At 62.9% G+C, this 12,739-nt stretch carries 17 protein-coding genes; 12 read left to right on the plus strand and 5 right to left on the minus strand.

Annotation, left to right across the window (positions count from 1 at the left end):
• Positions 1-97: 97 nt before the first annotated feature.
• From AC3IQ7_RS07490 to AC3IQ7_RS07510, 5 genes are all read left to right on the plus strand, one after another.
• Positions 98-1,087: a beta/gamma crystallin family protein gene (locus tag AC3IQ7_RS07490; RefSeq protein WP_158301287.1), complete on the plus strand. Its 990-nt coding sequence runs from the start codon at positions 98-100 to the stop codon at positions 1,085-1,087.
• A gap of 155 nt (positions 1,088-1,242) precedes the next feature.
• Positions 1,243-2,211, plus strand: a complete 969-nt coding sequence (locus AC3IQ7_RS07495; protein WP_489208764.1) for an IS1595 family transposase — start codon at positions 1,243-1,245, stop codon at positions 2,209-2,211.
• 104 nt (positions 2,212-2,315) lie between these two features.
• Entirely contained in the window at positions 2,316-3,005 is a 690-nt protein-coding gene (locus AC3IQ7_RS07500) for a beta/gamma crystallin-related protein (RefSeq protein WP_489208765.1), read from the plus strand.
• 96 nt (positions 3,006-3,101) lie between these two features.
• Positions 3,102-4,022, plus strand: coding sequence for a DnaJ C-terminal domain-containing protein (locus AC3IQ7_RS07505; RefSeq protein WP_489208766.1), 921 nt, complete (start codon positions 3,102-3,104; stop codon positions 4,020-4,022).
• 3 nt (positions 4,023-4,025) lie between these two features.
• Positions 4,026-4,337 (plus strand): chaperone modulator CbpM, encoded by a 312-nt coding sequence (locus tag AC3IQ7_RS07510; RefSeq protein ID WP_034759737.1) that lies wholly within the window; start codon positions 4,026-4,028, stop codon positions 4,335-4,337.
• A 13-nt stretch (positions 4,338-4,350) separates the two neighbouring features.
• Here the strand turns inward: AC3IQ7_RS07510 and AC3IQ7_RS07515 are convergent, their stop codons facing one another.
• The gene (locus AC3IQ7_RS07515; RefSeq protein ID WP_099378844.1) at positions 4,351-4,578 is read right to left on the minus strand and encodes a hypothetical protein; all 228 of its coding nucleotides are present in this window, start codon (positions 4,576-4,578) and stop codon (positions 4,351-4,353) included.
• Positions 4,579-4,637: 59 nt separating this feature from the next.
• Positions 4,638-5,552: a LysR family transcriptional regulator gene (locus AC3IQ7_RS07520; RefSeq protein ID WP_099400881.1), complete on the minus strand. Its 915-nt coding sequence runs from the start codon at positions 5,550-5,552 to the stop codon at positions 4,638-4,640.
• A 133-nt stretch (positions 5,553-5,685) separates the two neighbouring features.
• On the opposite strand from AC3IQ7_RS07520, the gene AC3IQ7_RS07525 reads away from it, so the two are divergent.
• Both AC3IQ7_RS07525 and AC3IQ7_RS07530 read left to right on the plus strand, forming a co-directional pair.
• Positions 5,686-6,291: an FMN-dependent NADH-azoreductase gene (locus tag AC3IQ7_RS07525; RefSeq protein WP_489208767.1), complete on the plus strand. Its 606-nt coding sequence runs from the start codon at positions 5,686-5,688 to the stop codon at positions 6,289-6,291.
• Between the two features lie 114 nt (positions 6,292-6,405).
• Complete coding sequence (locus tag AC3IQ7_RS07530) at positions 6,406-6,960, plus strand: Cif family virulence factor (protein WP_489208768.1); 555 nt, start codon at positions 6,406-6,408, stop codon at positions 6,958-6,960.
• 17 nt (positions 6,961-6,977) lie between these two features.
• Here the strand turns inward: AC3IQ7_RS07530 and AC3IQ7_RS07535 are convergent, their stop codons facing one another.
• Entirely contained in the window at positions 6,978-7,277 is a 300-nt protein-coding gene (locus tag AC3IQ7_RS07535) for a YciI family protein (protein ID WP_489208769.1), read from the minus strand.
• Positions 7,278-7,418: 141 nt separating this feature from the next.
• On the opposite strand from AC3IQ7_RS07535, the gene AC3IQ7_RS07540 reads away from it, so the two are divergent.
• The 3 genes from AC3IQ7_RS07540 to pncB all read left to right on the plus strand — a co-directional run bounded on the left by AC3IQ7_RS07540 (position 7,419) and on the right by pncB (position 9,934).
• Complete coding sequence (locus tag AC3IQ7_RS07540) at positions 7,419-7,673, plus strand: hypothetical protein (protein ID WP_099378849.1); 255 nt, start codon at positions 7,419-7,421, stop codon at positions 7,671-7,673.
• A 128-nt stretch (positions 7,674-7,801) separates the two neighbouring features.
• Positions 7,802-8,665 carry a cysteine hydrolase family protein gene (locus AC3IQ7_RS07545; RefSeq protein ID WP_489208770.1) on the plus strand — a complete coding sequence of 288 codons (864 nt, stop codon included), beginning with the start codon at positions 7,802-7,804 and terminating at the stop codon, positions 8,663-8,665.
• A 78-nt stretch (positions 8,666-8,743) separates the two neighbouring features.
• On the plus strand, positions 8,744-9,934 hold the full coding sequence (gene pncB / locus AC3IQ7_RS07550; RefSeq protein WP_099378851.1) for a nicotinate phosphoribosyltransferase: 1,191 nt from the start codon (positions 8,744-8,746) through the stop codon (positions 9,932-9,934).
• 42 nt (positions 9,935-9,976) lie between these two features.
• Here pncB and AC3IQ7_RS07555 read toward each other — a convergent pair whose 3' ends face one another.
• Positions 9,977-10,276, minus strand: coding sequence for an antibiotic biosynthesis monooxygenase family protein (locus tag AC3IQ7_RS07555; protein ID WP_099378852.1), 300 nt, complete (start codon positions 10,274-10,276; stop codon positions 9,977-9,979).
• A 66-nt stretch (positions 10,277-10,342) separates the two neighbouring features.
• Entirely contained in the window at positions 10,343-10,672 is a 330-nt protein-coding gene (locus tag AC3IQ7_RS07560) for a hypothetical protein (RefSeq protein ID WP_489208771.1), read from the minus strand.
• Positions 10,673-10,843: 171 nt separating this feature from the next.
• Here AC3IQ7_RS07560 and AC3IQ7_RS07565 point away from each other — a divergent pair, with 171 nt between their 5' ends.
• Positions 10,844-11,425, plus strand: coding sequence for a DJ-1/PfpI family protein (locus AC3IQ7_RS07565; RefSeq protein ID WP_489208772.1), 582 nt, complete (start codon positions 10,844-10,846; stop codon positions 11,423-11,425).
• Between the two features lie 64 nt (positions 11,426-11,489).
• On the plus strand, positions 11,490-12,722 hold the full coding sequence (locus tag AC3IQ7_RS07570; RefSeq protein ID WP_489208773.1) for a GAF domain-containing sensor histidine kinase: 1,233 nt from the start codon (positions 11,490-11,492) through the stop codon (positions 12,720-12,722).
• Positions 12,723-12,739 lie beyond the last annotated feature (17 nt).

Here is a 12,739-nt window from a genome sequence, read left to right on the forward strand (position 1 = left end):
TCACCGGGCCGTCCACGCGGCCTTGTATTTGTTACACTAGCATCCTGGCGCAATCGCCAGGCAAATCATCACCAAAGAATGAAGAATGGAGTTAATCATGACGGGCCCTTTCAAACATGCTGCGGCATGCACCGCAACCTTGCTGCTGTCGCTGGCGGCCCACGCCGGCGCCCATGCGGGCGAAATCACCCTGTTCGAGGATGACAATTTCCGCGGCCGCGCCGTGACGCTGCGCGAGACGACGGACGATCTGTCGCGCATGGGCTTCAACGACAAGACGTCCAGCATCATGGTGCGTTCGGGTACCTGGGATGTGTGCACGGATTCCGGTTTTCGCGGCAATTGCCGCAGCCTGGGGCCAGGCGAATACCGCTCGATGCCTGGCATGAACGACGCCATCACCTCGGTGCGCGAAACGGGGCGCGGCGATGGCTACAATCCGGGGCGCCCGGGGCGTGATCCAGACCGTGGCAATGGCGGCTATGGGCGCGGCGGCACCCTGGAAGTGTATTCGGGCGCGGGCCAGAATGGCGGTTCGGCGCGCCTGAACCGCGATACGGACGATTTCGTCAACATCGGTTTCAACGACCGCACCACCAGCATCGTCATCCATAACGGCTACTGGCAGTTGTGCAGCGATTCGAATTACCAGGGCACTTGCCGCATTTTCGGCCCCGGCCGCCACGATGACCTGGGACGGGGCCTCGATGGCCGCGTGTCGTCGGCGCGCATGGTCGACGAGCGCGAAGCGCGCCGCCAGCAGCAGTACGAGAATCAGTACCAGCGGCCGCAGTACGAGCAGCAGTATCCGCAGTATCAGCAGCCGCAGTACCAGCAGCGCGGCGCCGTCCTGCTGTTCCCCGAGGCGGGCATGCGCGGCGAACCGCTGGCGCTGGACCGCAGCACGGAAGACCTGGTGCGTCTCAATTTCAATGACCGCGCCTCGTCCATCGTCGTCAACGAGGGCCAGTGGGAAGTGTGCAGCGATTCGAACTTCCGCGGCCGCTGCGAAGTGATCGGGCCGGGCGAATATGGCCGCCTGAATGGCATGGAAAACCAGATTTCCTCGCTGCGCCGCGTGCGCTGACCGCGTCCTGACGCCGTGCTGACAGGCCGCCTGCCGGGAATGCCCCGCCAGGCGGCTTTTATATTGGCTCTGTCATCGGTAAATAGGGGAACTGCCGGAATCTTCCCTTGGCATTGCTGTCTGACTCTGCATACTTACCACATAGGGAGCAGATCATGCAGCCAGCCGAATGGATCCGTTTTATCGCCCAGTTTGCTCACTTGAACCGACGCCAGCGGCAGACAGGCATGGCCCTGCTGCGTGGCAACGCACCGCAAGATGCGACCGTCGCGTTGCTGGAAAGCGTGGCGCAGCCGCGATTGGCCTGTCCCGCCTGCCGCTCGCCTCACCTGCACCGGCATGGCCATGCGCACAGCTTGCAGCGCTACCGCTGCGTGCCTTGCGGGCGCACTTTCAATGCCTTGACGGGCACGCCGCTGGCCCGCTTGCGTCACAAGGCGCTATGGATCGCGTATGCCGATTGCCTGCTCGACTCCGCCTCGGTGCGCCAGGCCGCTCAGCAGCTGGGATTACACCGCAATACCACGTTTCGCTGGCGCCACCGCTTTCTCAGCGTGGCGAAGACGGACCGGCCGCATGGCCTGCATGGCATCGCCGAGGCCGATGAACTCTACGTGCTGGAATCGGAAAAGGGATCGAGGCAGATGACGCGTCCGGCCCGCCGTCGTGGTGGCCATGCCTTTAAACGTGGTATCTCGAATGAGCAAGTCTGCATCCTGGTGGCGCGCGACCGCACGGGCCAGACCCTCGATTTCGTCACGGGCAAAGGCGCGTTGACGAAGGCGCAGCTGCACCGATGTTTGTTGCCCGTTATCGACAAGGATGTTCTGCTGGTAACGGATGGCCATGCGGCCTACCGGGCGTTTGCGAGGGAAGCGGGTATCAGCCACGAGGCCGTCAACTTGCGCGCCGGCATCCGTGTGCAGGGCGCCGCGCATGTGCAGAACGTCAATGCGTATCACAGCCGCTTGCGGCAATGGCTGCGTCCGTTTCATGGCGTGGCCACGCGCTACCTGCCAAATTACCTGGGCTGGCGCTGGATACTCGACGCCAGACGCATCCGTTCACCAGAAACGTTATTGAAAGCAACCCTGGGAGTATTCCCACATCTGACGGTGACATAGCCTTTACATTCCCAGCCGTGTGCTGACATTTGCTTGCCCTTTGTTACACTCGCCGCCTGCCGCCTGGACTACACTGGCGAAAATGTCTCAGTATTGGAGTTTTCATGGTTCGATCTTTCCGGCCCGCGCTGCTGTGCGCCGCTACCTTCCTCGCCCCCCTTGCCGCATCGGCGGGCGAAATCACCCTGTTCGAGGATGCCGGTTTTCGCGGCCGTCCCGTCACCCTGCGCTCCGACGCGGGCGATTTGTCGCGCATGGGCTTTAACGACAAGACCTCCAGCGTGATCGTGCGCTCGGGCACCTGGGAAGTGTGCAAGGACGCCAATTACAGGGGCAACTGCCGCACCCTGGGACCTGGCCGCTACGGCAGCATGCCGGGCATGAACGACGCCATCTCTTCGGTGCGCGAAGTGGGCCGGCCAGGCCATGGCGGCGGCGATCACCGTCCCTACCCGCCGCGCCCTCCGCGTCCGGAGCCGGAGCGTCCTCATCCCGGCTATCCAGGTTATCCCGGCCACGGCGGCGGCCACCGTCCCGACATGAATGGCGCCGTGCTGATGTTCCCCGATGCGGGCATGCGCGGCCGGCCCGTGCGCCTGGACCGCGAAGTGCATGACTTGAGCCGCTATGGCTTCAACGACCGCGCCGAATCGATCATCGTCAATTACGGCCGCTGGGAATTCTGCGTCGACGCCAACTTCCGCGGCCGCTGCGTGGTGATGGGGCCGGGCAGCTACGGCCGCCTGCACAATGGCCTGGATCGCCGCATATCCTCGCTGCGCCGCGTGCGCTGATTTCGCCGCCGGGCAGCGTTGTATTGTGCACACGCTGTCCGGCGACTAATTCGTGTACTCTTCCCATAGGCAGTTCAACCATGGGGAGCAGGCACGGTGGAATACAAGGACTACTACAAGGAGCTTGGCGTCGAAAAGACGGCGACCGAGGCCGAGATCAAGAAGGCGTACCGCAAACTGGTACGCAAATACCACCCCGACGTGAGCAAGGAGCCGGACGCCGACAAGCGCACCAAGGCCCTCAACGAAGCTTACGGCGTGCTGGGCGATGCGGAAAAGCGCGCCGCCTACGATGAACTGGGCCGTAACCAGGGCGCGCAGGGTCAGCCTTTCCGCCCGCCGCCGGACTGGGGTTCGGGCTACGAATCCTCGGGCGCCGACGACAGCGAATTCTTTGCCGACCTGTTCGCCCACGTGGGCGGGCGGCGCCGCGCCAACAGCACGTTCCAGATGCAGGGCGACGACAGCCATGCTGCCATCACCATCGACCTGCAGGACAGTTACCAGGGCGCCAAGCGCCACATCGTCATGCGCGTGCCCGAAGCGGATGCGCAAGGCCACGTGGTGACGCGCGAACGCACGCTGGAAGTGACGATACCGAATGGCGTCACGGAAGGACAGCAGCTGCGCATGAAGGGGCAGGGCAATCCCGGTAGCGGCGGCGCGCCCGCCGGCGATCTGTACCTGGAAATCCGCTTCCGGCCCGATGCGCGCTACAAGGTGGAGGGGCGCGACGTCTTCGAGACGGTACCCGTCACGCCGTGGGAAGCGGCGCTGGGCGGCGCAATCGACGTGCCTACGCCATCGGGCACGGTGTCCGTCACGGTGCCGCCCAATTCGCAGACGGGGCGCAAGCTGCGCCTGAAGGGACGCGGCATTCCCGCCGCCCAGCCGGGCGACCTGTACCTGCTGCTCGAAGTGGTGCTGCCGCCGGCCAACGATGACAAGGCGCGCGAACTGTATGCAACCATGGCGCGCGAAATGGCTTTCAATCCGCGCCAGAAGCTGGGAGGGTAAATCATGACTAACAAGGTAATTGGCGAATTGCTCGAAGACCGTGCCCTGAGCCTGGAAGAACTGGCGCGCGCCTGCGCCGTGGAGCCGGACTGGGTGGTGCAGCACGTGCAGACGGGCGTGCTGCTGCAGGACGGCCCGCCGGCGGGGCAACTGACAGCCTGGCGCTTCACGAGCCTGGACCTGGTGCGTGCGCGCCGCCTGCACGAAATCGAATCCGTGTTCGACGCGAACGCGGAACTGGCTGCGCTGGTGGTGGATCTATCGGAGGAAGTGGCGCGCCTGCGCCGCCGCCTGCACGTGCTGGGCGTCGAGTAGGCTGGAGTCGCCGTTATGCCGGCTCGCCGTGCCGCTGCACGGTGAGCCGGCCGATATAGAATTGTCCATCGATGACGACCCGGTGCGGGATGCCGGCCACGTCGAAGCCGGGACCGCCGTCTTCCATCCACTCCTGCGCCAGCGAGTCGAATTGCTGCGGCGTCATGCGCAGCATCTGCGCCGTGATGACGAAGCGCGCGCCCGGTTTTTGTTTGTTGACGAAGTCGTCGATGCCGGCCATGGTGGTTCCTTTTGATGCTGATCAATGTATGCGCGCATGATACCTGCCCGCGCGTGCTTCTAGAAGACTTGTTCCAGCAGCGGCAGCTGCTCCGCAAACCGCTCCGTCAGCCACTTGCCCGCCTGGCCAGGCGGCGTGTCGGCGCGCTGGATCAAATAAATCGGGTAATTCTCGCCATTGTCGACGGCCAGCGGCAGGTGCACCAGGCGGCCTTCCGCCAGGTCGTCGCGCACCATCGCCTCGGGCATGTTGCCCCAGCCCAGGCCAGCGCGCAGCAGCGCATGCTTGGAACCGAGGTCGCCCAGGCGCCAGTTGCGCAAGCCCAGCACACCGAAATCCTGGCCCTGCGTCAGCACGCTGCGGTCGCTGAGCACCAGTTGCACGTGTTCGCGCGCCACGTTGGAGGCGATCGGGCCTGCCAGTTGCGCCAGCGCGTGGCTGGGCGCGGCCACGGGAATCAGGCGCACGTGACCGACGGCCAAGCGCTCGAAGACGCTGGCCGTGGACGTCATCCAGCCACCGAGGCCGATGTGGCAGCTGCCATCCATCACCAGTTGCGCCACGGCGCCCATCGCCTCGATGCGCAAGCGCAGGGCGACGGTGGGGAACTGCGCCTGGAACGCCTCGAGCACGCGCACCAGCACGCAGGTGGGAAACATCACGTCGACCACCACCGACACTTCCGCCTCCAGCCCGCCAGCCAGCGCCTTGGCGCGCGCGCGCATGCCATCGACCTTCAGGGCCACGGCGCGCGCGTCGGCCAGCAGGGCCTTGCCCGCGTCCGTCAGGGTGGGCTTGCGCTTGCCGCGGTCGAGCAGCACCACATTCAATTGTTCTTCCAGGTTGGCGATGGTGTAGCTGATGACGGACTGCGTGCGGTGCAGCTGGCGCGCCGCGTGGGCGAAGCCGCCCGCGTCGATGACGGCGACGAACACGCGCAACTGGTCAAGCGAAGGCTGGCCCGGTTCTCTCATGGTGACTCCATATCTAAAAATTCGATGCTAATCATTTATATTTACACGGTTTCATCGATGGTAGACCCGAACTATGCTGTGTGCAAGGGCCGCGATGCGGCATTCCAGTCTACCGTTTTCGAAGGAGCACTTCATGAGCAAGGTCTTGTATATCAATAGCAGCGTGCGTAACAGCGGATCCCTGTCGCGCCAGTTGTCCGGTGAATTCGTCGCCAAACTGGCCGCGCAAGGCGCCAGCGTCGTCGAACGCGACCTGGCGGCGCAGCCCGTGCCGCACCTGACGGAAGAGGTGATGGGCGCCTTCTTCACGCCGGCCGAGCAGCGCAGCGCGCAGGCGGCAGCGGCCGTGCAATTGTCCGATACTCTGGTCGATGAATTGCTGGCCGCCGACGTGCTGGTGCTGGCCGCACCGATGTACAACTTTTCCGTGCCCTCGACCCTGAAGGCGTGGATCGATCACGTGGCGCGCGCGGGCCGCACGTTCCAGTACACGGCGACGGGCCCGGTCGGCCTGGCCACGGGCAAGAAAGCGGTGATCTTCACGGCCAGCGGCGGCGTCTATAGCGAAGGTCCGGGCGCCGCATATGACTACCTGAGCACCTATCTGCGCACGGCGCTGGGCTTCATCGGCATCACCGATATCGAATTCGTGCAAGCCGAAGGCGTGGCCATGGGCGAGGATGCCGTCAGCAGCGCGATCGCCAAGGGCCGCGCTTCGATCGAGGCCCTGGCTGCCTGAGTTTGCTTCCACCCTAGTTCCAATGGGGGATTGCCAATCTGCCATGGTTGACATAAGCTTGCCGGCGGCACGCCCCGTGCCAGGCCGGCGAGCCGTTCGCCATGAAAGTCCCCCATGCACAAGTTGGCAAGCGCAGTACTGTTCGGATGTTCTTTGTTTTCCGCAGGCATGGCGCTGGCGCAGACTGCGCCCCCTGCATCCCCTGCGCCATCCCACGTGGGCCGCCACGCCTCCACGCCTGAAGATATCCGCGCCATTGAAAAAGTCGTCGCCGATTTCCAGGCGGCGCTGATCGCCAAGGATGTCAAGCTGCTGTCGTCGCTGATGCTGCACACCAACATCCTGTTCGCCTCGCCGGCCGACGACGGTTTCATCAAGAAAGTGCGCGACACGACGGACGTCCACTTCGATGGCGTCGCGGTGGGCGGCTATATCGCATTCGCCAACTTCATCAAGCGCGAACCCTTGCGCACGGAAGAAAAATTCTACAACGTCAAGATCACCCAGGACCGTCATGTGGCGTGGGTCAACTTCGACTACGAATTCCTCGTCGACAATAAATTGTCCAACTATGGCGTGGAAGCGTGGCAAATGGTCAAGCGCGATGGCGCATGGAAAATCCTCAGCGTCGTGTGGTCCATGCATGCCGCGGCCGAGGCCGGGAAATAGGGGCCAGTGACGCCGCGTCAGTCGGGCGGCAGCTCGCGAATTTCCACCGTTCCCCCTGCGTTCAGTACGGGGTTTCCGATTAACAATTTTTTAGCATCGTCTATACTTTCAGCTTGTACACGTAGATAGCCTGACAAGTGTGACGTAACCGGTTTGGCCTGGCCGGACCGGTGCACGCAGATCCCGGAACCGATGGAGCTGCCACCGCAGAAGCGGCCGCTGGCCTTGAGCATGGCGAAGTAGTCTTCCCAGGCCGAGGTGGCGACGTCCATCGGTGTTTCCGTGTCGTCATGCATGAAGATGAGATAGTCATTCATTCATTTTCTCCTGTGCCGCGTGATAAAAACAAACAGCCGCATCGGGTATCCCGAGCAGGCGTGAACGCATGGTTTTACCCTTTTACCGCGTCAGTCCGTAGAGACAAGCTGTCCGGCCATGTCATTTTTGGAGCGAACATCGTGCCGATAAAGTATGTTGATTTTTATGAGGTGAATTACACGGCGGAACCCTTGCGGGGCTGCAAGCTATGGGGCGCCTACGTCGCCATTTATGCCCCGTCGCGCAACCCCATGCACCGGGTCAACCTGGTGAAAAAGCGCCGGGTGTCGGCCGATCACCAGTTTACAACGGAAGCGGACGCCGTGGCGGAGGCGGGCGAGGCTGCCGTCAAGCTGGTCGAGCGGCGCCAGCGCCGTTATGTCTTCCACCCCTGACCAGGCTTGTTCAGACGCAAGTTATTGCGAATGAGCACAGTCCTGGCGTCGACGGGGTAGGCGCGCCAGCGAAGTTGCCCGTATTATGCAAGATATCAGGCGAGATATCGCCACGCCAGAGGAGCGCCATGAAACGCCAGTTGCACCTGCTTGTCATCGACCCGCAAAACGATTTTTGCGATTTGCCTCCCGCCTGGTTGCCGCAGGATGCGGCGCCGGCGCTGGCCGTGCCTGGCGCCCATGCCGACATGCTGCGCGTGGCGCAGCTGATACGCGAAGGGGGCGGCGGTTTGACGCAGATCAGCGTGACGCTCGATGCCCACCACCGCTACGATATCGCCCACCCCGCCTTCTGGCGTACGGGCGATGGCGGCGCCGTGCCGCCGTTTACGCAGATCAGCGCGCAGCAGGTGCGCGACGGATTGTTCCTGCCCGCCGCCAGCGGCGCCTTGCCGCGTGCGCTGGCTTACCTCGATGCCTTGCAGCAAGCGGGGCGTTACCAGCTGATGGTGTGGCCCGTGCATTGCGAGATCGGCAGCTGGGGCCAGAATATCCACGCGGCCGTGCGCGCCGCCTACAACGGCTGGGAAGTAGCCAACCTGCAAGTGGTGGCCAAGCTGAGCAAGGGTTCCAACCCATGGACCGAGCATTACTCGGCCGTCATGGCGGAAGTGCCCGACGCCCAGGATGCGGCCACCCAGCTGAACCTGGATTTCCTCGCCACTTTGCTGCCGGCGCAGCAGATTTATGTCACCGGCGAGGCGGGCAGCCATTGCGTAAAAGCCAGTACCGAGCACATCGCCGACTACCTGGAAGCGCAGCAAGGCAAAGCGGCCCTGTCGCGCCTGGTCTTGCTGACGGACTGCATGAGTCCCGTCACGGGCTTTGCCGCGCAGCAGCGCGACTTCCTTGTCGCCATGCAGGCGCGCGGCGCGCGGCTGGCGACTGCCGCCGACGTCTTGCCTGAATTGTTGGCCAACGCGGCTGCCTGAGCCGTTTGTTAAACGTGTCCTGCTGAAATGCTTGCGGTGGCGTACTATTCTGGCTTCAGGAAGTTGGAGAAAACACACATGACCCCGATAGTGCGCAGTTTGCTGGAAACCGATCTGTATAAATTTACAATGTGGCAAGCATTGCTGCACGGTCATCCGAATACCCATACCGAATACGAATTTGTCTGCCGCAACGCCACCGCCTTTCCCCTGGCCGAACTGAAGGGCGAGCTGGAAGAACAGCTCGATCACCTGTGCTCGATGTCGTTTGCCGACGACGAGCTGGCCTATCTGCGCACCTTGCGCTTCATGAAGAGCGATTTCGTCGACTTTTTGACGGTGTTCCGCTTCCAGCGCAAATTCATCGACGTCAGCACGGATGGCGACACCCTGCTCGTGCACGCGGCCGGGCCGCAGGTACACGTGATGGGCTTCGAGATTTTTGTGCTGTACATCATCAACGAACTGTATTTCCGCCGCTTCGACCTCGATGCGGCCATGCGCGAAGGGCGGCACCGCCTGGGCTTGAAAGTGGAAGCCGTCAAGGAATTCGGCAAGCTGCCACGGCGCAAGCATCCGTTCGAGTTTTCCGACTTCGGCGTGCGCCGGCGTTTTTCCGGCGCCTGGCATGACGAAGTGGTGCAACGGCTGGCGCGCGACGTGCCCGAGTACTTCAAGGGTACGTCGAATGTCTACCTGGCGAAAAAGCTGGGCATCGTGCCGATCGGCACCATGGCGCATGAATACATGCAATCGTTCCAGTCGTTTGGCGTGCGCCTGCGCGACTTTCAAAAGGCGGCACTGGAAGACTGGGTGCAGGAATACCGGGGCGACCTGGGCATTGCCCTGACGGACGTGGTCGGCATGGATGCCTTCCTGGCCGATTTCGACCTGTATTTCGCCAAGCTGTTCGACGGCTTGCGTCACGATTCGGGCGACCCCGTCGAGTGGGGCGAGAAGGCGCTGGCCCATTATGCGACCCTGCGCATCGACGCCAATACCAAGCGCCTCGTGTTTTCCGACGGCCTGGACCTGGACAAGGCGTTCGCCCTGTACCAGCACTTCGCCGACCGCATCATGACGGGCTTTGGCATCGGCACCAATCTCACCAACGACGTCGGTTTGACGCCGCTCAATATTGTCATGAAACTGGTGCGTTGCAATGGCCAGTCCGTGGCGAAACTGTCGGATTCGCCGGGCAAGACCCTGTGCAAGGATGAAACTTTCCTTGCTTACTTGCGGCAGGTGTTTCACCATCCTGCCGTTTAAGGCGCCGGTACGGGCATTCACAGCCCGTGCCGACTGCCAATATTAAAACCCGGCCACCACCGTGTTCATGTGCTCCACTTGCGGCGGGGCGGCAAAGAATTCACCCACCAGGCCGCGCCAGGCCTGGAAGTCGTCGCTGCCGCGGAAATGCACGGTATGGTCTTCCAGGGTGGCCCAGCCCACCACCAGGCGGTAGGCATCGCCGTTTTCGATCGAGCGCTCCAGGCGCATCGATTCGCAGCCGCGCGCGCGCTGGAACAGGGGGATGGCTTTCGTCACGGCCGCTTCGAAGGCAGCATGCGTGGCTGATTTGATCTGGATGTGGGCAATTTCAAAAATCATGGCAAGTTCCACTGTGGAATGAAGGAAGCTGGATCTTGCCATAATTTGGCCGCGCAAGGGAGACCGTCAGCCTGCCTGCGCGTGCGTGCCCGTGCGCCGGCTGCCCGCGTGGCTGGCCGTGCGCTGTTCGATGTCGCAGCCTTTACAAGCCTGCACGATGGCGTGCGCCCGTTGCCGTTCCTGCGCATTGCCGATGGTCACGACGAGGCGGAACATGCCGCGCCACGCGGCCTTGCCCTGTATGGGGACGGCTTCGTCGTCGACCGTGTCGAGCTGCACGGCGTGCGCGGGGAAGCCATCATCGAGCAGGGCGCTGCGGGCCTGCTGCGCATCGGCAAAGTGGTCGAAGATACGGATCAGGGCGGGTGAAACAAGGGGGCTGGTGGCGGTGTGCATGGCCAGGCTTTCGAATAGGGGCGTCCGGGTTTGACCTGCCAGCCTGCAAATAATTCTGCCTCAGCCTGTAAAATCCTCGATCAAGGCGCAAAAGTTTGATAAATATCCAGTATGGTTGCCAAGTCGCGCTAAGATACGCCTTGCGGTATCAATCTTTCATAGGAGAACTAAATGGCAGCGAAGAAAATTCTGTTTTTGACCGGCGATTTTGCAGAAGATTATGAAACGATGGTGCCGTTCCAGGCCCTGCTGATGCTGGGCCATACCGTGCATGCCGTTTGTCCCGGCAAGAAAAGCGGCGAGACGATCAAGACGGCCATCCACGATTTCGAGGGCGACCAGACTTACACGGAAAAGCCGGGCCATCTGTTTACCCTGAACGCCAGCTTCGACGAGATCGACCCGGCCGACTATGACGCCGTGATGATCGCCGGTGGCCGCGCGCCCGAATATCTGCGCCTGAACGAAAAAGTCATCGCCGCCGTGCGTCACTTCGCCGAAGCGGGCAAGCCTGTCGCGGCCGTCTGCCACGGCGCGCAATTGCTGGCCGCCGCCGATGTCATCCGTGGCAAGCGCATTTCCGCCTATCCCGCGTGCGCGCCGGAAGTGACACTGGCGGGCGGCACGTATGCCGACATCGCCGTCACGGACGCCGTCACCGATGGCCAGTTCGTCACGGCGCCGGCCTGGCCTGCGCATCCAGCCTGGCTGGCGCAGTTCGTCAAGCTGCTGGGCACCGAGATCCGTTTGTAACCTTTACCAGCCCGGCAGGCCGCAGCGTTTGCCGGGCGCACCACTTTTCAGATTCGAGTTCTTCATGCATGCGCCGCGCAGTCAACCTTCCCGCAAACAACTTCCAGCGTCGCGCTGGCGCCAGCGCCGCCTGGCGCAAGCCGAATCGGGCCTGAGCGCCGCGCAGGAGCGCCAGCTGGCCACCCTGCACGAGATTTCCACCTTGCTGGCGGGACAGCACGCCATCGATGCGCTGTGCCGTGGCTTCCTGCGCCACGTGATGCAGTTCGCGCAAGCCGAAGGCGGCACCGTGCGCATCCTCGATCCGCAGCAGGACACCGTGCACATCATCGTGCACGAGGGTATTTCCGACGCCATGGTGGAAGAGGAACACTGCATCCGCAACAACGATTGCCTGTGCGGCGCGGCCGTGGCGCAGGGCGTGATCCAGATCCGTGATTTCCGCCAGGTCGATGCGCTGCAGCGTTACCGTTGCCAGGACGAAGGTTTTATCGCCATCGCCGTCTTCCCCATCCTCGCGCGCGACCAGGTGGTGGGCAGTTTTTCGCTGCACTTTGCGCGCCCGCAAGCGGTGCATGCGCAGCAGCAGGGCTGGCTGGAAACCCTGGGCCAGAGCCTGGGCATCGCCATCGAAAACCAGCGCCTGATCGCGCGCGAAAAGGAATTCGCCGTGGCGCGCGAACGCAGCCTGCTGGCCGAAGGCTTGCATGACAGCATCGCGCAAAGCCTGAACTTCATCAGCCTGCAAGTGCAGATGCTCGACGATTCCGTGCGCCGGGGCCAGCTCGACGAAGCGGCCGAAGTGTTGCCGCTGATGCGCATGGGTGTCGAGCAAAGCTATCAGGACGTGCGCGAATTGCTCGTCAATTTCCGCACGCGCTGGCATGGCAGCGACCTCGAAAGCAAACTCAGCGAAGTACTGGCCAAGTTCGAACTGCAGACGGGCGTCGTCGGCACCCTGGACATGAGCGGCAACGGCGCGCCACTGGCGCCCGAGCAGCAGCTGCAGATATTGTTCATCGTGCAGGAAGCGCTGTCGAATATCCGCAAGCACGCGCAAGCGAGCAACGTGGCCCTGCGCGTGGAAAACGGGCGCGATTTTGCGCTGCAGGTGCGCGACGATGGCGAAGGATTTGCTGCCAACCTGCGCGACAAGAAAACGGAATTGCAGATCGGCTTGCGTATCATGCAGGAACGGGCCGAGCGGCTCGGTGCGCAATTTGCCATCGACAGCACGCCCGGCGGCGGCACGACGATCTCGCTGGCCTTGCCGGCAGCCCGGCGCCAGGCCGCGTAACAGATGAATCATCCTTA

The organism is Janthinobacterium sp. GL_088 (assembly GCF_057837845.1).